Annotated in this window: 22 protein-coding genes; 3 read left to right on the top strand and 19 right to left on the bottom strand. The window is 65.1% G+C overall.

Features of this window, described 5'->3' with window-relative positions; all coding sequences use genetic code 11:
- Positions 1-258 precede the first annotated feature (258 nt).
- The 8 genes from K6T56_03645 to K6T56_03610 all read right to left on the bottom strand — a co-directional run bounded on the left by K6T56_03645 (position 259) and on the right by K6T56_03610 (position 9309).
- Entirely contained in the window at positions 259-1050 is a 792-nt protein-coding gene (locus tag K6T56_03645; GenBank protein MCL6555439.1) for an enoyl-CoA hydratase/isomerase family protein, read from the bottom strand.
- 159 nt (positions 1051-1209) lie between these two features.
- Positions 1210-1845 carry a hypothetical protein gene (locus K6T56_03640; protein MCL6555438.1) on the bottom strand — a complete coding sequence of 212 codons (636 nt, stop codon included), beginning with the start codon at positions 1843-1845 and terminating at the stop codon, positions 1210-1212.
- 39 nt (positions 1846-1884) lie between these two features.
- Positions 1885-2790, bottom strand: a complete 906-nt coding sequence (locus K6T56_03635) for a D-hexose-6-phosphate mutarotase (protein MCL6555437.1) — start codon at positions 2788-2790, stop codon at positions 1885-1887.
- A gap of 2 nt (positions 2791-2792) precedes the next feature.
- Entirely contained in the window at positions 2793-3404 is a 612-nt protein-coding gene (locus K6T56_03630; protein MCL6555436.1) for a YkgJ family cysteine cluster protein, read from the bottom strand.
- A complete protein-coding gene (locus K6T56_03625) occupies positions 3401-4729 on the bottom strand; it encodes an FAD-binding oxidoreductase (GenBank protein MCL6555435.1) in 1329 nt (442 codons plus the stop codon). Before K6T56_03625 ends, K6T56_03630 begins: the two co-directional genes overlap by 4 nt.
- On the bottom strand, positions 4726-5931 hold the full coding sequence (locus tag K6T56_03620) for a cyclopropane-fatty-acyl-phospholipid synthase family protein (GenBank protein MCL6555434.1): 1206 nt from the start codon (positions 5929-5931) through the stop codon (positions 4726-4728). Before K6T56_03620 ends, K6T56_03625 begins: the two co-directional genes overlap by 4 nt.
- Positions 5932-6122: 191 nt before the next feature.
- A complete protein-coding gene (locus K6T56_03615) occupies positions 6123-7019 on the bottom strand; it encodes an ROK family protein (GenBank protein ID MCL6555433.1) in 897 nt (298 codons plus the stop codon).
- Position 7020: 1 nt separating this feature from the next.
- Positions 7021-9309: a hypothetical protein gene (locus K6T56_03610; GenBank protein MCL6555432.1), complete on the bottom strand. Its 2289-nt coding sequence runs from the start codon at positions 9307-9309 to the stop codon at positions 7021-7023.
- 185 nt (positions 9310-9494) lie between these two features.
- Here K6T56_03610 and K6T56_03605 point away from each other — a divergent pair, with 185 nt between their 5' ends.
- Positions 9495-9878, top strand: a complete 384-nt coding sequence (locus K6T56_03605; GenBank protein MCL6555431.1) for a DUF6394 family protein — start codon at positions 9495-9497, stop codon at positions 9876-9878.
- 7 nt (positions 9879-9885) lie between these two features.
- On the top strand, positions 9886-11625 hold the full coding sequence (locus K6T56_03600; GenBank protein MCL6555430.1) for an NAD-binding protein: 1740 nt from the start codon (positions 9886-9888) through the stop codon (positions 11623-11625).
- Here the strand turns inward: K6T56_03600 and K6T56_03595 are convergent.
- The 3 genes from K6T56_03595 to clpS all read right to left on the bottom strand — a co-directional run bounded on the left by K6T56_03595 (position 11564) and on the right by clpS (position 14679).
- The gene (locus K6T56_03595) at positions 11564-11941 is read right to left on the bottom strand and encodes a hypothetical protein (GenBank protein MCL6555429.1); all 378 of its coding nucleotides are present in this window, start codon (positions 11939-11941) and stop codon (positions 11564-11566) included. The genes K6T56_03600 and K6T56_03595 overlap by 62 nt on opposite strands.
- 143 nt (positions 11942-12084) lie before the next feature.
- Complete coding sequence (gene clpA / locus K6T56_03590) at positions 12085-14352, bottom strand: ATP-dependent Clp protease ATP-binding subunit ClpA (GenBank protein ID MCL6555428.1); 2268 nt, start codon at positions 14350-14352, stop codon at positions 12085-12087.
- A gap of 18 nt (positions 14353-14370) precedes the next feature.
- On the bottom strand, positions 14371-14679 hold the full coding sequence (clpS, locus tag K6T56_03585) for an ATP-dependent Clp protease adapter ClpS (GenBank protein ID MCL6555427.1): 309 nt from the start codon (positions 14677-14679) through the stop codon (positions 14371-14373).
- Positions 14680-14915: 236 nt separating this feature from the next.
- Here clpS and K6T56_03580 point away from each other — a divergent pair, with 236 nt between their 5' ends.
- Entirely contained in the window at positions 14916-15119 is a 204-nt protein-coding gene (locus K6T56_03580) for a cold-shock protein (protein ID MCL6555426.1), read from the top strand.
- Between the two features lie 102 nt (positions 15120-15221).
- On the opposite strand, the gene K6T56_03575 is transcribed toward K6T56_03580, so the two are convergent.
- The 8 genes from K6T56_03575 to lpxK form a co-directional block, all read right to left on the bottom strand.
- Entirely contained in the window at positions 15222-17285 is a 2064-nt protein-coding gene (locus K6T56_03575) for a sodium-translocating pyrophosphatase (GenBank protein ID MCL6555425.1), read from the bottom strand.
- Between the two features lie 80 nt (positions 17286-17365).
- Positions 17366-17584 (bottom strand): hypothetical protein, encoded by a 219-nt coding sequence (locus K6T56_03570; GenBank protein MCL6555424.1) that lies wholly within the window; start codon positions 17582-17584, stop codon positions 17366-17368.
- Between the two features lie 43 nt (positions 17585-17627).
- Entirely contained in the window at positions 17628-18896 is a 1269-nt protein-coding gene (locus K6T56_03565; GenBank protein MCL6555423.1) for a 6-phosphofructokinase, read from the bottom strand.
- A 35-nt stretch (positions 18897-18931) separates the two neighbouring features.
- Entirely contained in the window at positions 18932-19273 is a 342-nt protein-coding gene (locus K6T56_03560) for a hypothetical protein (protein MCL6555422.1), read from the bottom strand.
- A 21-nt stretch (positions 19274-19294) separates the two neighbouring features.
- Positions 19295-19951 (bottom strand): adenylate kinase, encoded by a 657-nt coding sequence (adk, locus tag K6T56_03555; GenBank protein ID MCL6555421.1) that lies wholly within the window; start codon positions 19949-19951, stop codon positions 19295-19297.
- A gap of 233 nt (positions 19952-20184) precedes the next feature.
- Positions 20185-20964, bottom strand: a complete 780-nt coding sequence (gene kdsB / locus K6T56_03550) for a 3-deoxy-manno-octulosonate cytidylyltransferase (GenBank protein ID MCL6555420.1) — start codon at positions 20962-20964, stop codon at positions 20185-20187.
- Between the two features lie 43 nt (positions 20965-21007).
- Entirely contained in the window at positions 21008-21193 is a 186-nt protein-coding gene (locus tag K6T56_03545; GenBank protein MCL6555419.1) for a Trm112 family protein, read from the bottom strand.
- 80 nt (positions 21194-21273) lie between these two features.
- The gene (lpxK, locus tag K6T56_03540; GenBank protein MCL6555418.1) at positions 21274-22344 is read right to left on the bottom strand and encodes a tetraacyldisaccharide 4'-kinase; all 1071 of its coding nucleotides are present in this window, start codon (positions 22342-22344) and stop codon (positions 21274-21276) included.
- Between the last annotated feature and the right edge of the window lie 2 nt (positions 22345-22346).

The raw sequence follows: 22346 nt of genomic DNA, 5'->3' as shown, positions 1-22346 counted from the left end.
CCAGTGGTGGGCCGTGAGCCATGAGTGACCGCCAGGCGGCCCTCGGGTCCTGCGTCCCGTTTCGGGTGCGTGCCGCCCAGTCCGACCAGATCGAGCGCGCGGTCACCTTCACGTTCGAGCTGTTCCACGACACCCTGAGCTACTCAGCGGCCGAACGCCACTTCAATCGGACCGGCTCTCATGCTCTCATGCATGTGCCTCTCCCCCTTGCCTGAAGGGACACGGGGCCTCGGAGCGTCAGCGGCGCGGGGTAGGTCCTCACCGTCCCTTGAACTGCGCCGGCCGCTTCTCGACGAAGGCGCGCGGCCCTTCCCTGGCATCTTCGGTCTGGCGGGCATGTGCGCGCAGCGCCTCGCCCAGCCGCCACGCCTCGCTCAGCGGCATGCGCTGGCCGCGCACCAGCACCTCTTTCGTCACCTTCATCGCCAGCGGGCCGTTCTGGCATAACCGCTCGGCCAGCCGCTCCGCCTCGGCCATCAGCTGGTCGCCGGGCACGACCTTATTGACGAAGCCCTTGGCTTTGGCGTACTCGATGTCGAAGAGGTCGCCGGTGAGCAGCATCTCCAGCGCCGTCTGCATCCCCGTCACCCACGAGGTCCGGATCGCGCCGATGATCGTGGGCACGCCGATGCGCACCTCCGTGTAGCCGAACTTGGCATGCTCGGCGGCGATGCGGAAGTCGCAGGCCATCGCGATCGTCAGCCCAATGCCGATGCAGTAGCCGTTGATGGCGGCAATCGTCGGCTTGAACACGTCGAAGCCGCTCTCCATGGACGGATCCATGTCGAGCGCCACGAAGGGCAACGCCGGCTCGCCGCTCTCCCGCCGCGCGCTCATCTCCTTCACGTCCGCCCCGGCGCAGAATGCGCGGTCGCCAGCGCCAGTCAGGATCGCCACCCAGGCGTCCTGGTCGTCGCGGAAGGTGTGCCACGCCTGGCGCAGCGCGGCGCTCTGCGCGCTGTTCATCGCGTTCAGGCTCTCCGGCCGGTTCATCGTGATGTACGCCACGTGCCCGCGGCGCTCGTAGAGGACTGGCGAGGTCGTCGTCATAGCAGCCCCCAGGTTGCTCGGTGCTCGGTGCTCGGTGCTCGTCCGCCAGCATAGGGCAGGTGCGGGCTGACGTGCCAACCCGATCGCAGCCCATGGCGCCCGCGGGCGATCCACCGCACACGGCCATTGACATGCTCCAGCGTTGGTTGAATCATGAGATCATCCGCTAGCCGGATATCGCGAGTGTGACATCGTGCAGTTGACGTCGCTCCCTGTCTGTGGCAGCAGACGATCGGAGGACGGAAGCGCACCAGCAGGCACGGGGGGGAGGATACTATGCCTGACAAGCCGTATTGGAGCCGGAGACTGCTGACGAGGCGGGCGGTCGTGCGGGGGGCAGCGGCGGCCGGTGGTGGGGGTGTCGTCCTCAGCTTCCTGGCAGCCTGCGGCCGCGGCAAGGCGCGCGGTGAGCGCATCGTCCTGCGGGAGAAGCGGCTGGGCGACGCCCCCAACGACTACCGCTGGCGCACCGACGCCGAGCTCGCCCGCTTCGATGCGGCTCACGTAGTCGGCGGCCCGCTCGAGGGCCGCCTCCACTTCCGCGCCGCTCATTTCGCGACAGACGATGTCGCGCAGGGTGGCGGCGTCCGGGTCACCGCCCAGGATGGCCACACTGAGCCAGGCATAGGCCTCCACCGCATCCTGCTCCACACCCCTGCCCTCGGCATAGACCAGGCCCAGCCCATACTGGGCGTCGCGGTCGCCCTTCATCGCTTCCACCCGGAGAGCTTCGGCGAGTTCAGGGTCGTGGCGCAGGAGGATGAGGTGACGGAGCAGTTCGGTGCCGCGGCTCATGGGTTGTCGTCCTTGCGTGATTTCACTATAGACCCTGGCTCAGATGGGTTCCACGCTGTAGCGCACCCAGAGGTGGTGTTCCGCCCCCGACGCCAGGGTGACCACGTCCTCCGCGGCATTCGCACTTTCCACACAGACCATGTGCAGGTGGCCCTCCGGCCCCAGATCGCCCAGTTTCGCCGCCTTTTCGATCCAGGGATTCCACACCACGGTGCTGCGGCTGTTCTCCTTCACAATGCGGATGCGCCGGGCGAGTTTCGGGTCTTCGATGACGCAGGCATCGGGCGTGTTGAGATAGATGCGGTCCACCTCGCCGCGGATGATCACCGGCCCGAGCTGGGTCTTGCGGGTGTTGCCGTCCACCTTGTCCAGATATTCCACCATGTGCAGGCCGTGAATCTTGATGAAACGCACATCGCCCACGGCGAAATAGGTGTGCAGGGCATCGCCGATGGTGACCGGCGTATCGCCCCGGTTCCAGGTGGCGAGGTCCATGTCTAGGGTCCGGCCCACCACCATCTGCAGCACGAGCTCGGTGGGATGCGGCCACATGGCGCGGGTGGCTTCATTGGCAACAAGCCGGAAAGCAAGCCAGGTGCCTTCGGGCAGCGCCTTGACCCCGATGGGCTCCCACATCACCGTACGGGCGAAGCCATGGGCGGGGAAATCCGGCCGCGTGGCGTGGGGACCGAACCACGGCCAGCACACCGGGACCCCGCCGCGCACCGACTTGCCGGGAGCGAATTTCGCCTCCGGCGAGGTCCAGATCACCGGCGCTTCGCCTTTGGGTGTCCAGGCGATGAGATGGGCGCCCTGCAGCAGGATGGTGGCGCTGGCCTCAGCGTTACTCACCTCCACCGCATCCATGCCGCCGGGGCCGGGCTTGAAGCTCACTTGTCCGGGAATGCCGAAACGGCGATTGAGGGTATCGAGTTTTTCGTTCATGGTCAGGTTTCTCCTTTTTCTCCTGGCTCCCCACAAGGGGACGACTGGATCCGCTGGGCGAGATTGTGCCATGGCAGGGCGCGCAGATTTTGCGCGAGCCGGTGCACCGCTCCACTGGCCACGAGTTCCCGGCGCAGCGCTTGCGTCACCCCCTGGGCAGCAAGCATCATGTCGAGGGCTTCGCGCTTGGCGGACTCGGGCGGGGGAAGGACGTCCGCCGGCCGGGTGTGAAAGGCATCCTCCCCTTCCCCACAGGGGCGATCAAAGACATTGAACAAGCGGCAGGCCATGGGCCGCATGGGATGGATGGCGCAGGCCTCATCCAGCAGAAAAGGGCACGCCGGAAGTCTCTGCCACTGCGCAAGCTGCGCCGCGAGCCTTATGCGCAGGGCGGAGGGAAGCTGGGTGAGCACGAACCAATAGAGCCCCATGAGTTCCAGAGGATAGACGGGGATGTCGGTATGGGTGCGGCAGCAGGCGGCACAACCCCGGGCGCAGGCTAGGCACCGCCCCGCCGCCTCGGCCTCACGGATACCCGCCGCCACCGCAGCGTCGATCCTGCCATAGAGGGCTTTGAGGCCGTCAAGCCAGGGCGGGTCGCTGGGCGCTTTCATTTCCTCAGCACGCATTTTTCGTAGAGGTCAGGCGCCCGCCCGTCGGGATCGTATTTCTGTTTCAGGGCGCGGTAGGCGGGGCCGTTGTAGAGACGCCAGAAGGTCTCCGGGTCGTAATAGGAATCCGAATACAGGGATTTGATGCCGCCGAGTTCCTCCACCTTCGCCTCCACCAGGCGATTGTGATGCCCGGGCGGGAAGGGCTCACGACGGCGCACCACGTCCCAGAAGCCGAAATTCACGTAGAGCCTTTGCGGGTCCATGGGGAAGAGGGTGAACCGCACATCGCGCCGCCAGGGTTTCACCGGGCAGACCCAGATGGGCAGGATGCCGATTTCCCGATGGAAGAAGTCGAGGAATTCCGCCGCCCTGTCGATGGGAATGTCCACGTCCTGGATCACCGACTCCCGGTGCCAGCCGAGCAGGGCATCCAGCCGGTGGGTGAGTTTCCAGCGGCTATTCCACCGCATCACCTTGGTGTAGAAGACCGAGTTGAGACGCCTCCGCCCCAGAAGCCGCCGCAGCAGGGGGTTTTGCGCGCCGATGTTCTTGGAGCACCAGAACCAGTCGGTATCCCAGCGCCAGAGGTAGTCGCGCACCGTCAGGTAATCCTCCTCGCGCTCAAGGAGGCTGCGGTAATAGATGCGCTCGAAGGTGTAGTCGCTGGTATAGGGCGCGTGATCGACGAAGCGGCCCACACTCATGACGTGGGTGTCGGGCGCAAACACCACCCCGTCGAGAAAATCCGCCTCCCCCTGCGCCGTCTCACGCAAAGCGCCGAAGAACGTCCGCGCCTCAGCATAACGATGATGGGTCACGTGCACGAAGGGCCTGACCGGGATGATCATCGCGGAAAGTTTCAACGCGTAACCCAGGGTGCCGTAGGAATTGGGAAAGGCGTAGAAGAGATCGCGGTATTCGTTGGTGGGCGTGGCCTCCACGATGTGACCGTCCGGCAGCAGGATTTCCAGCGCGTTAAGAGTTTCATGCACCAGCCCGTAACGGAAGGAGGTGGCCTCGATGCCGACCCCCGCCGCCGCCCCACCAATGGTGATGGATTTGAGCTGCGGCACGACCGTGGGCATGTGCCCGTATGGCAGCAAGGCATCCACCAGTTTGACGTACGGCGTCATGCCTTCCACCTCTACCCGCCCGCTTGCGGTGTCGATGGCGAGCACTTCGTTGAAGGCGCGCACATCGAGGCGGTGCTTGGCGCCCTCCCGTCGGTCCCGAAAGAGATTGGAGGTGTCCTTGGCGAGCCCCAGGGGACCCTGCACCTGTCGGATCTGTTGCCGCAGATTGTCGATTTTTTCTTCGTGGGTCATGGGTAGAGGAAAGCGCGGCTCATGGGATAGTTGTCCTCGCGAATGTTGCCTTTGCTGAAGACGATCTGGAAGAGATGCGTGCGGCTGTTGGGGGAGCGGAACATTTCCGCGCAGGACCAGAGATAGGTGCGCCAGATGCGGCGGAAGCGCTCGTTGAAACGCTGCGGGTCCAGGGCGTGGATTTCCGGCCAGCGGGCATCGAAGCGGCTCGCCCACTCCTCCAGGGTCAGGGCGTAGTGCCGGCGGAGGTTTTCGATATCCACCACCTCCAGCCCGCAGGCCTCCATGGCCTCGATGGTCTGCGCCAGACTGGGAATCCAGCCTCCCGGGAAGATATATTTGCGGATGTAGAACTCGGTGTCGAAGACGCCCACATGGCCGATGAAATGCAAAAGCCCGAGGCCCCCGGGCCGGAGGGCTTCGGCATGGGCCCGCACCACGTCGAACAACTGATCCCGCCCGGCGTGTTCCAGCACCCCGATGGACACCACCTTGTCGTACTGGCCGGGAATCTCGCGGAAATCCGCTTCGATCACCCGGATGCGATCGGCAAGCCCCCGGCGCCTGATCTCCTCCTCCACCCACACCACCTGTTCGGTGGTGGTGTTGATGCCGGTGCCCAGGGCCCCATAGTGCTCCAGGGCGTGGAAGAGAAAACCGCCGAAACCGCAACCGATGTCCACGAAGCGGTCCCCCGGCTGCAGGCGGATCTTCCTTGCCACGTGGTCCATCTTGTTGCGCTGGGCTTCTTCCAGGGAGCGCGTGCCTTCCTTCCAGTAGGCGCAGGTGTACATCATCGCCGGCTGGTCGAGCCAGTGGCTGTAGAAGGCATGACCGAGACCATAGTGGAAACGGGCGTTGGCCTTGGCCCGGGCGACGGTGCGGTTGCCGAAGCGCCATTCGTGCCAGCGGTTGCGCCACCGGTTGAGCCCGGAGGGCGGTGGGGCAAGGCCCGCATCCATGCCGACGCGGAAGGCAAGCCTGAACTCCCCTTCCACCTCGAGGTCGCCGGAGAAATAGGACTCCAGCAGCCCGACGTGGTGAAAGAGCGCCGTGCGCAAAAGCGCCCGCCGGTTGCGGAAGACGAGGGTGACCTGCGGTTCCCCCGCCCGGTTCTGGAAATGGCTGCCATCGGGGAGACAGACCCGGAACGACACCTGGGTGCGCTGCCCCGCCTCACGAAACAAACGCTTGACGTCCATGCTTCCCCGCAAAACCCAACCTGACGTTCCCCGACCCCTCCCGGCCTCAAGCCCGGACCCAGGATCATGACGCCTTGCCGCCAGGGACGAGGCAAGATGGTTCGCCATGATCCCTTCCCCCTCGCCTGCCCTCTGCCCACCCGCGGTGCCAGGCCACACTCCGCCCTGCCGCCCTGGCAGCCCAAGGGGACTCATGGCTGCCAAAGCCAGGCGGCCCCGCGCACACCGCTGGAGTCACCATGCCGGTTTTTCACCAGGCGGGTATCCACCCGGTCGGAGAAGACATGGGCCTGCCACAGCCGGGGCACGTTGGTGTAGAGTCGGTCGAGATGGGACAGGCCACCCCCCAGCACGATCACGTCCGGATCCAGCACGTTGATGACGTGGGCAAGCCCCCGCGCCAGTCGATCCTCGTATTGGGCAAGGCTCTCCTCACAGGCCGCATCCCCCTGAAGCGCCCGGGCCGCGATCTCCTCAACGCGCAGGCTCTCGCCGGTGCGTTGGGCGTGGAGGCGGCTCAATGCAGGACCGGACAGCCAGGTCTCCAGACAACCCCGCTTGCCGCAGTAACAGGCAGGCCCCGGCAGCTCGTCGGCCGTGGGCCAGGGTAGCGGATTGTGCCCCCACTCGCCGGCGATGGCATTGGGCCCAGTGAGCAGCCGGCCATGGACGACGATGCCGGCACCGGTGCCCGTGCCGAGAATGACGCCGAACACCACCGGCGCGCCCGCCGCCGCCCCATCCGTGGCCTCGGAGAGGGCAAAGCAGTTGGCGTCGTTTTCGATGCGCACCGGCCGCGCCAGAAGCCGCTCTAGGTCCTCCTTGAGGGGCTGGCCGTTGAGCCAGACCGAATTGGCGTTCTTCATGCGGCCGGTGGCGCGGGAAAGCGCCCCCGGTGTGCCAATGCCCACCCGGCCGCAGGTGCCCAGTTCCGCCTCCGCCGCCCGCACGAGCTCATGAATCGCCTGCAGGGTCGCAGCGTAATCACCCTGCGGCGTGGGGACCCGGCGGCGCAGCTGCTCCCGCCCCGCCTCATCGATGGCGATGATTTCGATCTTGGTACCCCCGAGATCGATGCCCAGCCGCATGTCAGCGCCCCGGCGCCGCAGCCAGCGACCCCTCCTCGGGATCGATCTCGCACTGGCCCGAAACACAGGCGAATTCCTTGGCGCCCTTGGTGGTGTCCTCCTTTTCGTACACCACGATATGGGAAAAGTCGATGCGCGGCAGGGCCGCCATCCGCCTTTCGTATTCCTCCGCGGTGATCTCTTCGTAGGGCGCAAGTTCATAAACGGTGTCGGTGCGGGGCAGGAAGGAGAGCCCCCCGAGCAGATCCCAGTTGCGGTAGAGCCAGTCGGCGGTGGCAATCCATTCGTCGGCGCCAACGGAGATGGTGACGGAAGGGTTGTGCTCGGTGTAGTGGAGCTTGACCGTCTTCCAGAATTCCAACTGCTGCAGGGCGTCGAGATCGTTGCGGGTGATACACCCGTCCGGCGCCTTCACCGGAAATTCCAGGACGAAACTGGTGGCGGAGGCCTCGAGCTGCCCCACCTCGGGGTGGTAGGGGAATTTCTGTTCCTTGAGCATGGTGAAGAGGGGATCCGTCGCCGAGATGCGGATGCGCCGCAGGTAGTAGCGGGCATAGCGGGGGTGCATGCCGGAGGCGGAATCCACAAGCTGCGACACCGTGCCCGAGGGTTTGACACAGGTCACCGCGGTGGCGGCGTTGATGCCGAAACGCGCCGCATATTGGGCATTGGTGGCGACAGCGATCTCCCGCAGGCGGGAAAGCACAGCGGGATCGCGCACCGTCGCGCAGTCCCACATGCCGGTAATGGACACGCCAAGCAGGCGCTCCTCCTCGCAGTTTTTCCGCCATTCATCGGAGATGTAGGGAAAATGGGTGAGGGTCGCCTGATAGGTGCCGAGAATGGCAGCGAGCCGTATCTTGCGCGAAAGCGCCGCCTCGTCGTCCCCGGCGCGGGCCACCACTTCCGTCAGATTGCAGAACTGCTTCGAGCGCAGAATGATCTCGCCGCAGGGATTGGTGCCGCTTTTCGGCCAGTAGGGCTCGAAGCCGGCCCAGCGGCGGGCGGGCAGTTGCTTCGGCAGCCCGCCGCGGTTGAACAGGCCGCGCTCGCCGCTGCCGCTTTTGGCCAGGGCCAGCCACTCCTCCAGGAAATCCACCGCCCGCGGCCGCGCCTCGTAGACGGCAGAATTGTTGGCCATCGCCCGCTGCGGATTGTTGATGTAGAAATGGCCGCTTTTCGCCGTGCGCAGATCGTCATCATCGAAATCGGAAAGGGAGATGAGCGCCGAGCGCCGCACGCCACCCATTTCCACCACCTCGCCGATCTTGCAGATGATGTCGTGCACGTCCAGGTTGGAAAGACGTTTGCCCTGATTGGCGAGGATCTTGCCGCGCGCGAATTCCAGCAGTGCTTTCAGCGGCCCCGGGCCCGAGCTGCGTCCACCCATGGTGTGGAGCCGCGCGCCGGCCGGCCGCACGCGGGAGAAATCGAAGCGGATGTCCCGCCCCTCATACCAGGTCTTGAGGCCCAGCTTGAGGGCATCGCCCCAGCCCTCCTTGCTGTCCTCCACCACATGGGTGGGCAGCATCTCTCCCGTCTGCCGGCGGATGATGGGCAGAAGCTGGACGTTCTGGCTTTCCACGGAAAACCCGACACCGACGCCACACATGAGCAGGAACATGATCTCGGCGAAATCGTCGAGCTGCGTGGGGGCGATGAAGGAGCAATTGTAGGCGGCGGCGTTGTTGTTGCGCGCCGCCTTGCCCGCCGACCACAAAAGGCGCATGGAGGGCATCACCTCCTGGGTGAGGATGGCCTGCCGCAGCTCCGCGTATTCCGCCTCGCTCAGCCGCTCCCCCAGGTTTTCCCGCATGAAGTCCATGTAGCGGTCCACCGTCTCGATCCAGGTCTCCCGCCGCCCCTCCTCGTCGATCCAGCGGGAATAGGTGCGGTAATAGACGAATTCGGACAGCGGGCTGCGGAAATACCGCTTGCTTTCCGCCGCCAGCCGCCGCACGTGCTCCGGCACCTCCTTCACCTTCTCGCGGATTTTCGCCCGCTCGTGACGATAGAGGATGTAGGCCTTGGCCGTCTTCGGGAAATCGAGCAGGATGAGGGACTCCTCCACCTGATCCTGGATTTCCTCCACATGGGGAATGTGGCCTGCGGGAAAGCGCTCCGCCAGGGCCTTCAGCACCGCCTCGGCCACCCGCGGCGGGTCGTGTTCGAGATCGCCCTCAGCGGCCGCCTCCATGGCGCGGCGCACGGCGTTGATGATGCGCTGGGGGTCGAAGGGCACGATGCGCCCGTCACGTTTGCGGATGTGGCTCGAAGGCAGGGCTTGCATGGGATCGACTCCGCGTTGTCGAAGAGGCTTAATCCTAACATGGCGCAAACGGCAGTCGGCCCGCTCCCGCCGCCGCTTTCCCCACGCATTATGCTGCCGCCAGCCGCGGCAGCGTTTGGGTTACACTTTGCCCTGACCGGGCCCGGACAAGCTCCAGCAGACCCCGGTGCGGAGGAGACGCAGCCATGAATCTGGAGAAAGTCGTTTTTGCCTTTTTCATCGTTCTTGCACTCACGCTCAATTTCGGTTTCTACGTGGGCGAAATCGACAATCCCACCCACCACAGCATCTATGAACTCTATGCTGCGCTGGTGGTGAACCTCATCGCCACCGTGCTCAAGCTGGGTGATCGCACGCATCTCGGAGCCGTTCTGCTCGCCACCAGTCTGGTGGCCGATCTGCAGCTCATCGCCGCGGCTTCGGTGTGGGCGTACGCGGAACACGTGCATCCGGGTGGCCTGACCCCGCATCTGATGGCGGCCATCGTCTCCCTCTCCGGCGGGGCGCTGCTTGCCAACCTCACCTCGGTGGTCCTCTTCATCGCGGAAACCCTCGCCATCCGGCGTTGACCGCGCCATGCACAACGTCCTTTTCCTGCTGCTGCGCCGGCTGCGCACGCCGCTGGTGCTCCTCGTCCTGGTCTATGCGGTGGCGGTGCTGGGCCTGGTGCTCATCCCCGGCGTGGATGATCAGGGGCGGCCCTGGCGGATGGGTTTCTTCCATGCCTTCTACGTGGTGAGCTACACCGCCACCACCATTGGCTTTGGCGAGCTGCCCCATCCCTTCACCGACGCCCAGCGCATGTGGTTGACCGGCACCATCTATGCGTCGGTGATCGTCTGGCTCTATGCCATCGGCGCTTTGCTCGCCACCCTGCAGGACCCCGCCATCCGCCTGATCCGGGTGGAGAATGCCTTCACCCGCGCGGTGCGCAGACTGCGCGAGCCCTTCTATCTGGTCTGCGGCTATGGCGATACCGGCGCACTGCTCGTGCGCGCGCTGGCCGATTCCGGCATCCAGGCGGTGGTACTGGACATCGACCCGGAACGCATCGCCCTCCTGGAACTCGAGGAGCTACCCATGGTGGTGCCGGGGCTGCGGGGCGATGCCGCCCAGCCGGCGGTTCTGCTCCGCGCCGGCCTCACCCATCCCCACTGCCTGGGGGTGATCGCCCTCACCAACCGGGACGAGGTCAACCTGAAGGTGGCGATCACGGTCAAACTGCTGCGACCGAAGCTCGCTGCCATCTGTCGGGCAGACACCCTGGACGTGGCCGCCAACATGGCCTCCTTCGGCACCGATCACATCATCAACGCCTTCGATACCTTTGCCGGCCGGCTGGCCATGGCGCTGCACTCCCCCGGCATGTACCTGCTCTATGAATGGATGACCGCCGCCCCCCACGAGCCGCTGCGGGAGCCCATCTTCCCGCCGGTGGGACGCTGGATCCTGTGTGGCTACGGCCGGTTCGGCAAGGCCGTCCATGCGCGGCTGACGCGGGAGGGCGTGGTGGCCACCGTGGTGGAGGCCGACCCCGCCCACACCCAGCCGCCGGAAGGCAGCGTGGTGGGGCGGGGCACCGAGGCGGAAACCCTGGAGCAGGCCGGCATCCGTGAGGCGGTGGGCATCGTTGCCGGCACCGACAACGATGCCAACAATCTTTCCATCATCATGACGGCGCGCATGTTGAACCCGCGCCTGTTCATGGTCGCCCGGCAAAACGAAACGCAGAACGAGGCCCTCTTCCGCGCCGCGGGGCTGGACCTCGTCATGCGGCGGTCCAGTGTCATCGCCCACAAGATTTTCGCGCTCCTCACCACGCCGCTGCTCAGTGAGTTCCTGGAGCTTGCCCGCAAACAGGGCAATGAGTGGGCCAACCAGCTCGTGGCGCGTCTGGGTGGGATCGTCGGCGAGGAGGCGCCAGAAACCTGGGGGCTCAACATCACGCCGGCGGAGGCACCGGCCATCTATGCGGGGCTGGTGGCGGGAATGACGGTGACGGTGGCGGACCTCTGGCGCGACCCGCGTAACCGCGACGAGCGTCTGCCCGGTCTCGCCCTCCTCGTCAAACGCGGCGCCACGGAAATCCTGGTGCCGGAGGAAAACCTGCCCCTCGAGCCCGGGGATCAGCTTCTGCTCGCCGGCCGCGTCGAAGCCCGCCGCCAGTTGTCCTGGATCGCACGCAATTACAACAGCTTCACGTACCTGGTGACGGGGGTGGAGCGACCCTCCGGTTTCGTCTGGGAGAAGCTTTTCAGGTCGAAAGGGCGCTCACCCGGACGCGGTCCCCTTGCCGCACGGCGCGCAGACCGGTGACCTCGCCCTCGGCATCCGCCCAGACATTGCAGCGGGTGACGAGCCGGATTTCCCCGTGCCGGGAAACCGGTGTGGGGCCGAAACCGATGGCAATCGCCTGCCCCTGCACCCAGAAGGCGATTTCACCGGGTTCCAGCACCTGCCGGGCATCCTTCTCCAGGCGGGCTTCCACGGGCACGGAAAAATAGACCTCCTCGCCCCAGGTCTGGGCCACCGACTTGAGGGGCAGGCTTGCCCAGATGGCATCGGCGGTGGGGGTGTCGCGCAGGCGGGCCGTAAGCTTGACTTGCCCCAGCTCGAAGCAAATGCGGCGCATGGTTTTCTCCCTGAACAGCCGGAGGATCAGCCCGGAACGCGAACCGGCAAAGGCTACGGCTTCCTCTTGCGGCGCAGCATCCTTTCCCCGCGGCGCCCATGAAAAAAGCCGGGACGCGCCCGGCTTGTGGCCGCGCTTAGCCTTCAGGCCACGGCTTCGGTTTCCTCGTTGAAGAGGAGCTTCACCTGCCCCTTGTCATCCACGTCCACCGTGACCTTGCCGCCATTGGCCAGCCGGCCGAAGAGGAGCTCATCGGCCAGCGCCTTGCGGATGGTGTCCTGGATGAGCCGCGCCATCGGCCGCGCGCCCATGAGGGGATCGAAGCCCCGCTCCGCCAGGTACTCGCGCAGCGCCTCGGTGAAGGTGGCTTCCACTTTTTTCTCGTGCAGCTGTGACTCGAGCTGCATGAGGAATTTGTCCACCACGCGCAGGATGATCTCCTTCGTCAACGGCTTGAAGGAGATGATGGCATCCAGCCGGTTGCGGAATTCGGGCGAGAACAGCCGCTTGATTTCCGCCATCTCGTCGCCGGCCTTGGTGCTGGTGGCAAAGCCGATGCTGGACTTGTTGAGCGCCTCCGCTCCGGCGTTCGTGGTCATGATGATCACCACGTTGCGGAAATCGGCCTTGCGCCCGTTGTTGTCGGTGAGGGTGCCGTGGTCCATCACCTGCAGCAGGATGTTGAAGATGTCGGGGTGCGCCTTTTCGATCTCGTCCAAAAGCAGCACCGAGTATGGGTGCTTGGTGATGGCCTCGGTCAGAAGCCCGCCCTGGTCGAAGCCCACATAGCCGGGCGGCGCGCCGATGAGCCGGGACACCGCATGCCGCTCCATGTATTCCGACATGTCGAAACGGATCAGCTCGATGCCCATGATATAGGCGAGCTGCCGGGCCACCTCGGTCTTGCCCACCCCCGTGGGGCCGGAGAACAGGAAGCTGCCGATGGGCTTTTGCGGATTGCCGAGCCCGCTGCGCGCCATCTTGATGGCAGTGGCAAGCGCATCGATCGCCTCGTCCTGGCCAAAGACCACCGATTTGAGGTCACGATCCAGGTTGCGCAGGGCGTTGCGATCATCCGCCGACACGCTCTTCGGCGGAATGCGGGCGATCTTGGCGACGATCTCTTCGATTTCCTTGGGCGTGATGGTCTTCTTCTGCTTGGATTTGGGCAGGATGCGCTGCGCCGCCCCGGCCTCGTCGATGACGTCGATGGCCTTGTCTGGCAGATGCCGGTCATTGATGTATTTGGCCGACAGCTCCGCCGCCGTGGTCAGCGCCGCGGCGGTGTATTTCACGCCATGATGGCTTTCGAAACGGGATTTGAGGCCGCGCAGAATCTCCACCGTTTCCGCCACCGACGGCTCAGGCACGTCGATTTTCTGGAAGCGGCGGGACAGGGCATGGTCCTTCTCGAAAATGCCCCGGTATTCGTTGTAGGTGGTGGCGCCGATGCACTTCAACTGCCCCGAGCTCAAGGCCGGCTTGAGCAGATTGGAGGCATCGAGGGTGCCGCCGGAGGCCGCCCCCGCACCGATCAGGGTGTGGATTTCGTCGATGAAGAGGATGGCCCGCTGGTTGTCCACCAGCTGCTTGAGCACCGCCTTCAGGCGCTGCTCGAAATCGCCGCGGTACTTGGTGCCGGCCAGAAGCGCACCCATGTCCAAGGCGTAAACCACCGCATTTTTCAGCACGTCCGGGACATTGCCCTCGACGATGCGCCGCGCCAGCCCCTCGGCGATGGCCGTCTTGCCCACCCCCGCCTCGCCCACGAGGAGGGGATTGTTCTTGCGCCGGCGGCAGAGGGTCTGAATGACGCGCTCCAGCTCCACCTCGCGCCCGATCAGGGGATCAATCTTGCCCATGAGGGCGAGGGCATTGAGGTTCTGGGTGAAGTTCTCCAGGGCGCCGGAGGGCTGCTGCTCCTGCTCATGCTCGGTATCGTTGCCTCCTTCCGCCGCCGACTTGCCGCCCCCGTCGGGCACCTTGCTGATGCCATGGGAGATGTAGTTGACCACATCCAGCCGGGTCACCCCCTGCTGGTGGAGGAAATAGACGGCATGGGAATCCTTCTCGCCGAAGATGGCGACGAGCACATTGGCGCCGGTGACCTCCTTCTTGCCGGAGGACTGGACATGGAGGATGGCGCGCTGGATCACCCGCTGGAAACCCAGCGTGGGCTGGGTGTCCACCTCGCCGGTGCCCCCCACGACAGGGGTGTGCTGGTGAATGAAATCGGACAGGGAGCGGCGCAACGCCTCGATGTTGGCGCCGCAGGCCCGCAGCACCTGAGCCGCGGAGGGGTTGTCCAGCAAGGCCAGCAGCAGGTGCTCCACGGTGATGAACTCATGGCGCTTCTGCCGGGCTTCGACAAAAGCCATGTGGAGGGAAACTTCCAGTTCCTGTGAAATCATAGCGGCGACCCTGCTGCCTTAGGTTTCTTCCATCACACACTGCAACGGGTGCTGGTGTTGCCTTGCAAACGAGACTACCAGATCAACCTTCGTCGCTGCAATATCCTTTGGGAAGACCCCGCACACGCCGAGCCCTTCCCTGTGGACTTTGAGCATCACCCGCGTGGCCTGTTCCCGGTCCATGTGAAAAAAGCGCATCAGGACCACGACCACAAAGTCCATGGGTGTGTAATCGTCATTGAGGAGGATGACTTTATAGAGAGGCGGGGGTTTGACCCGGCTCTCCTCCACCTCGCGCACCGGGGTAAGTTGATCGTCCAATGCCATGGTACCTGCCTCGACAGCCTATTAATTTGGACTCCCCGCCGGCTTTTTTCAAGGCCCCGACCTGGCCCGCGCCTTGTGTCTTACGCCCTCACCGGCTGCCCCCGCTTGACTTCCGCAGACGGGGGGCGCAAACTGGCCTTGGTCTTTGACTTTGAAGGAACCGGCGGTGTGGCCGCTGCGCCTTTGGAGCAAACTGGTTGGAGTGACCGTCCGTTTTTGAGTAAGGAAAGAGCAGCATGGCAACTGGCACCGTCAAATGGTTCAACGACGCGAAAGGTTACGGGTTCATCACGCCGGACGACGGAGGGGACGACCTGTTCGCCCATTTCTCCGCCATTCAGGCCCAAGGCTTCAAAAGCCTGAAGGAAGGCCAGAAGGTCCAATATGACGTGACCCAGGGCCCGAAAGGCAAGCAGGCCTCCAATATCCGGCCTGTCTGAGTCGGCCGGCGTAGGGTCACAAGCCGGACCACACCCCATGATGGCCACCCCCGCGAGGGGGTGGCTTTTTCATTTCCGCAAGCGGCGCAGGGGTAGCACCCCTCAGAGCAGGGGCACGATCAGCAGGGCGACGATGTTGATGATTTTGATGAGGGGGTTGATGGCGGGTCCGGCCGTGTCCTTGTAGGGGTCGCCGACGGTGTCGCCGGTCACCGCCGCCTTGTGGGCGTCGGAACCCTTGCCGCCGAAATGGCCTTCCTCGATGTATTTCTTGGCGTTATCCCAGGCACCGCCACCGGTGGTCATGGAAATGGCAACGAAAATCCCGGTGACGATGGAGCCGAGAAGCACCCCACCAAGGGCCTTGGTGCCCGCGCCGGGGCCCATGACGACGCCCATGACCACCGCCACGGCGATGGGAACGAGGATGGGCAGCAGGGAGGGGACGATCATTTCCCGGATGGCGGCGCGGGTGAGCATGTCCACCGCCCGCGAGTAATCCGGCTTGGCCCGCCCCTCCATGATGCCCGCGATCTCGCGGAACTGGCGCCGCACCTCGACGACGACGCTCCCTGCCGCCCGCCCCACCGCCTCCATGCCCATGGCGGCGAAGAGGTAAGGCACCATGCCGCCAATGAAGAGGCCGATGATGACCGCCGGATCGGCGAGCGAAAATTCCACCAGCTTGCCCCCGGCCTCCAGGGTGTGGGTGTAGTCGGCGAACAACACCAGGGCGGCCAGGCCCGCCGACCCGATGGCATAGCCCTTGGTCACCGCCTTGGTGGTGTTGCCCACCGCATCCAGGGGGTCGGTGATGTTGCGGATGCTGTCCGGCAGCTCGGCCATCTCGGCAATGCCCCCCGCATTGTCGGTGATGGGTCCGTAGGCATCCAGGGCGACGATGATGCCGGTCATGGAGAGCATGGCAGTGGCCGCCACGGCGATGCCATACAGGCCCGCCAGCTCATGGGAGGCGGCGATGGCCACGCACACCGCCAGCACCGGGAGCGCTGTCGCGCGCATGGAAACACCCAGGCCGGCGATGATGTTGGTGCCATGCCCCGTGGTGGAGGCTTCGGCGATATGGCGCACCGGCGAAAATTCGGTGGCGGTGTAATACTCGGTGATGACCACCATAGCCGCGGTGAGGGCCAAACCCACCAGGGCGCAGAGGTAGAGATTGAGCGCCGGTAGGCTGCTGCCATCGGCAAGGGGCAGGCCCGCACCGAACATCCAGGTGGTGACGGGGTAGAAGGCGATGAGGGCGATCACCCCCGCCACGATCAGCCCCCGGTAGAGGGCGTTCATGATCTTGCCCCCCTCCCGGGCGCGGACGAAGAAGGTGCCGATGATGGAGGCGAGGATGGACACTCCGCCCAGCACCAGGGGGTAGGCCACGGCGGCGCCCGTGTGGCTGCTTGCTCCCATGAGCCCCCCCAGAAGCATGGTGGCGATGATGGTCACGGCGTAGGTTTCGAAGAGGTCGGCGGCCATGCCGGCGCAGTCGCCCACGTTGTCCCCCACGTTGTCTGCGATCACCGCCGGGTTGCGGGGATCATCCTCCGGGATGCCCGCTTCCACCTTGCCCACCAGGTCGGCGCCCACGTCGGCACCCTTGGTGAAAATGCCCCCGCCCAGGCGGGCGAAGATGGAGATGAGGGAGCCGCCGAAGCCGAGCCCCACCAGGGCATGCACCGCCTCCCGGGTGGGCACCCCCAGATGGGAAAGCACCGCGTAGTAACCGGCCACGCCGAGGAGGCCCAGCCCCACCACCAAAAGCCCGGTGATGGCGCCGCCGCGAAAGGCCACGTTGAGGGCGGCATCGAGCCCCCGGTTGGCGGCCTCGGCGGTGCGCACGTTGGCCCGCACCGAGATATTCATGCCGATGAAGCCCGCCGCGCCGGAGAGCACCGCCCCCACGGCAAATCCCAGGGCGGTGCCCAGGCTCAGGAAGACCCAGATGAGAACGAACAACACCACGCCCACCAGGGCAATGGTGGTGTACTGGCGTTTGAGATAGGCCTGGGCCCCTTCCTGCACGGCGGCGGCGATTTGCCGCATGCGGTCATTGCCGGCCGGCAGCGAAAGGATCCAGCGGATGGACAGCACCCCATACAGGATGGCCAATGCCGCGCAGATGAGCGAGAAGACAAGTGCCTGGGACATGCTCCTTCCTCCTTGTGCGTCGGGTTGTGGTTGTTGTGAACCCTGCCGCGCCCCGAACAAGGGCCGGGGGCGGCCGCCGCTTATTCGTAGCGAGTGTAGGCAATGCCATTCTCAAAGCGGGTGCCGGGTGTAAAGCCGAACACCCGGTCCAGTCCGCATTCGACGATGAGGCGGTCCACCGCCGCCTGGCCATGCTCGCGTTGCACCTCGGACAGGATGAGCTTGGCGGAATTACCGTTGTAGAAGCTGCCGAACCCCGCCTGCACGAGGAGGAGTTCCCTTGCCCGCTCAAGCGTCATGGCTTCGCTCCTTTGGCTTGGGGCGCCTCTTTGTCCGCCCGCCTCAGAGTTTGAATTCGCCCTTCAGTTTTTTCGGCACCGCCACGTTCTTGAGCCGCACGTAGTTGGGCAGACCGTCCTTGTAGGGCGGATAGTCCTCGCCCTTGATGAGGCCGGAAAGATAGGCGCGGCACTTGGGGGTGATGCCAAAGCCATCGGGGGTGATGAAATTGCGCGGCATCATCTTCTCTTTGTTGGCCACGTCCTTGAGCTGGGCCATGCCGATCTTCCAGCGGTAGGGCTTGTCGGAAACGCGCACGATGGTGGGCATCACCGAATTGTAGCCCTTGAGGGCGAGCTCCACCGCCGCCTTGCCCACCGCATAGGCCTGTTCCACGTCGGTCTTGGAAGCGATGTGGCGCGCTGCACGCTGCAGATAGTCGGCCACCGCCCAGTGGTATTTGTAGCCCAGACCTTCCTTGATCATGTTCGCCACCACGGGCGCCGCCCCACCGAGCTGGGCGTGGCCGAAGGCATCGCGGCTGCCGGCCTCGGCGAGGAAGCGGCCGTCGGGATAACGACACCCCTCCGACACCACCACCGTGCAGTAGCCGAATTTCTCCACCTTCTCCTTGACCGCGGCGAGGAATTTTTCCTGGTTGAATTCCACTTCCGGAAAGAGGATGACGATGGGAATGTTGTGTTCATTGTCGGCGGCCATGCCGCCGGCCGCCGCGATCCAGCCGGCGTGGCGCCCCATCACTTCCAGCACGAACACCTTGGTGGACGTCTTGGCCATGGAAGCGACGTCGAAACTCGCTTCCCGGGTGGAGATGGCGATGTACTTGGCCACGGAGCCAAAACCCGGGCAGCAGTCGGTGATGGGCAGGTCGTTGTCCACGGTCTTGGGCACGTGGATGGCCTGGATGGGGTAACCCATTTTTTCCGCGAGCTGCGACACCTTGAGACAAGTGTCGGCGGAATCCCCCCCGCCGTTGTAGAAGAAATAACCGATATCGTGGGCCTGGAAGACCTCGATGAGCCGCTCGTATTCCCGCTTGTTTTCCTCCAGGCTTTTTAGCTTGTAACGGCAGGAACCGAAGGCCCCGGCAGGCGTGTAGCGCAGGGCGGCGATCGCCTTCGCCGATTCCTTGCTGGTGTCGATCAAATCCTCGGTGAGGGCGCCGATGATCCCATTGCGGCCGGCATAGACCTTGCCGATTTTGTCCTTGTGCTTGCGCGCCGTCTCGATGACGCCGCAGGCAGAGGCATTGATGACGGCGGTCACGCCGCCGGACTGGGCATAGAACGCGTTCATTTTCTTTTTCGCCATGGCTGTCTCCCTCCGTTTGGCTTTCCAGGCAAAGTTCAGAATCCCGCGCGCTGGGCTTCGTGGTCGGCCTGCACGCGCAACAGAGTGAGGACGCAGTCGAGGATGTCGTCGTACTCGCTGCGCCCGGTCCCATACTGTTCCCGCACCGAATAGAAGAACTGGTTGCGGTAGCGCCCCTCGCCCACCTTGAAGATGACGAACTGGCAGCCCCGCTCCGCCCAGTAAAGACAGGGGACTTCGGTGAGCTCGCGGTCGTCCGGATACATGCGGATTTCCGCCTGTGCCTCCTCCACGTTCACCTCCTTGCCGTAGCGCTCGCGCACGGTCTGCTTCACCACGTCGAGCTCGGCGGGCGTGAAATCGGGAATTTTGCTCATGGGGGGCATGGTCGTGGACGTTCAACCACCGAGGGCGCGGAAGATGGCATCGCGCACTTCTTCCACCGGCCCCACACCGGAAACGCGCACACACTTGGGCGCGCGCGGGTCACCGGTCGCCGCCCAGCGGGTGTAGAAATCCCACAGGGGCTTGGTCTGCTCATGGTATACCGCCAGCCGCTTGCGCACCGTTTCTTCCTTGTCGTCGTCGCGCTGGATGAGGTCCTCGCCGGTGATGTCGTCCTTGCCCGGCACCTTGGGCGGATTGAAGATGACATGGTAGGTGCGTCCGGAAGGCAGGTGCACGCGGCGCCCGCTCATGCGCTTGATGATTTCCTCGTCCGGCACCTCCACGTCGATGACGTAGTCCACATCGATGCCCAGCCGGCGCATGGCCTCCGCCTGGGGGATGGTGCGGGGAAAACCATCCAAAAGGTAGCCCTTGGCGCAGTCGGGCTGCTTCAGGCGCTCCTGGATCAGCCCCATGATGATGTCATCGGAGACGAGACCGCCTGCATCCATGATTTTTTTTGCCTCCAAGCCCAAGGGGGTGCCCGCCTTGACCGCCGCACGCAGCATGTCGCCGGTGGAAATCTGGGGGATGCCGTACTTCTCCGTGATGAATTTCGCCTGGGTGCCTTTGCCCGCACCGGGTGCACCGAGCAGAATCAAACGCATGAAGCCTCCTTGCTGTTGTGGTTGCCGGTCAGGCGGACCGCCCCTCATCCTGCGCAATACGGCCACCCCGGCGCCTTTGCTGATCCGGCAAAGGCGCAGAAGGTGGACTCGACTGCCCTTCTCACACAGACAAGTTACCGGCGGCGGTCCTGCCGGAGGGGTTCAATCATACCATCGCCGCGGCAGGGTATTTCCCACGGTGCGCCGCCGCGCCGCAAAATGTTTTTATCCCTTTATAAGCCTCCCGTCTCAGGTCTGGATACTTGAGCGCGCACCCGCTGAAGATCCTCCGGGGTATCCACGCCTGGGGCCAGGGTCCGGTCGGTGATGGCAACGATGATGCGATGGCCATGCCACAGCGCCCGCAACTGTTCCAGGGCCTCGAACTGCTCGATGGGCGCCGGCTCAAGGGTCGCATAGTGGCGCAGAAAGCCGGCGCGGTAGGCATAAAGGCCGATGTGTCGATAGGCCGGCATCTCTGGCGGCAGGCGCGAAGGCATGTTGAGAAAGGCCTCGCGTCCGTAGGGAATGGGAGCGCGGGAAAAATAGAGGGCAAACCCCGCCCGGTCGAGCACGACCTTGACCACATTGGGATTGAACATGGTGGCAAGATCGTGGAAGGGATGGCAGACGGTGGCCATGGCGGCGCTGTCGTGGGCAGCGAGGGCCGCCGCCACCTCGCGGATGAGTTCCGGATCGATGAGGGGCTCGTCCCCCTGCACGTTGACGACGACGGTTTCCTCCGGCCAGCCCAGACGGGCCGCTACCTCGGCGATGCGGTCGGTGCCCGAGGCATGGTCGGGCGAGGTGAGAAGCGCCGCGTGGCCTGCCGCCTCCACTGCCCGCTGGACCTCCGGATGGTCGGTGGCAACCCAGATTTCCTGCGCCCCGGAACGCGCCGCCTGCTCCACTACCCGCACCACCATGGGCTTGCCGCCGAGGTCCGCCAGCGGCTTGCCCGGCAGACGGGTGGAGGCATAGCGGGCAGGAATCACCACCTTGAAGGGGATCATGGCACGAGCATCCCCCCTTTGGGCCGGCCAGCCGGAGGGGCCTTCATCCTTCCACCTCCTCCTCCGGCGGCAGCGGCCGCGCCTCTTCCTCCAGCATCACCGGAATGTCGTCCCGGATGGGAAAGGCCAGCCGATCGGCGCGGCAGATGAGTTCCTGCGCCTCACGCCGATAGACGAGGGGCCCCTTGCACAGGGGACAGACGAGGATTTCCAGCAGTTTGGGGTCCATGGGGCACTCTCTTCAAGCGTCAAACACGGGCAGGCTTCCCACCCTTTCCCCTCCCCCCCGCCTTCGCGCGAGGGGCACGATCATGGCGCATCGGCGTTCCCCGACTCCGGGTGGCCTGCTGCATTGGCCTTTCGTTGGGCGAGCCGGTCAAGCACGGCGGCGGCCAGGCGGGGATCCAGTTCTGCCACAACCGGCAACACCCAGACGTTGTCGCCAGCAAAGGCGGCGCATTTGACCGCGTCCTTTTCCGTCATCACGATGGGCGCCTCCCCTGCCTGCGCCAGGTCCGCCGGGGTGAAAGGATGATGGTCGGCAAACGCCCGCGGTACGATGCGAAGCCCCAGCCGGCGCAGATGATCGAAGAAGCGCTGGGGGTTGCCGATTCCCGCCATCGCCCAGACGGTCTGGCCGGCGAACACCTCGGGCCGCGCCTTGAGCAAGGGGTTACGCAGATTGTAGAGCAGATCGCCGACGAGGCGCATGGTGAATTCGTTGCGCTTGAGGGGGGCGCTGGCGAGCCAGCCGTTGATCACCACACAGTCCACCGTCTGCAGCCGCCAGCCGGGTTCCCGCAGCGGCCCCGCCGGCAGAAGCTGCCCGTTGCCGAGCCACCGCTGGGCATCGACGACGGCGATCTCCACATCCCGGGCCAGCGCGTAATGCTGCAGGCCATCGTCACTCAAGAGCACATCCACTTCCGGATGCGCGGCAAGCATCGCCTGCGCCACCTTCCCCCGCGCCCGCCCCACCCACACCGGGCAGCCGGCGCGGCGCGCAAGCAGGACGGGTTCATCGCCCACCTCCGCTGGATCGGCCTCGGGGCCCGCCGGCGCAGGCTGCCGCTGACGGCCGCCGTGGCCGCGGCTGAGGATGCCCGGCTGATAGCCGGCCTCGCGCAGAAGCCTGGCCAGGGCAATGACCAGCGGCGTCTTGCCGGTGCCCCCGACGGCGATGTTGCCCACCACGATGACCGGCACGGAAAGACGGGTGATGGGCAGCAGACCCCAGCGGTAGAAGCTTCGCCGCAACGCGGCCAGAAGACCAAAAAGGACCGCCAGCGGCAGCAGCAGGAGATGCCAGGGGGTAAGCCGCTCCCACTGCCCTTCTAGCCAGCGGGAGAAGCCCCCGGGCGAACGGACCGCAGGGCTCATTG

Source organism: Burkholderiales bacterium (genome assembly GCA_023511995.1).
GTDB lineage: Bacteria > Pseudomonadota > Gammaproteobacteria > Burkholderiales > Thiobacteraceae > Thiobacter.
The sequence above is the reverse complement of the archived record's forward strand: the minus strand, read 5'-3'. Positions and strand labels throughout refer to the sequence as shown.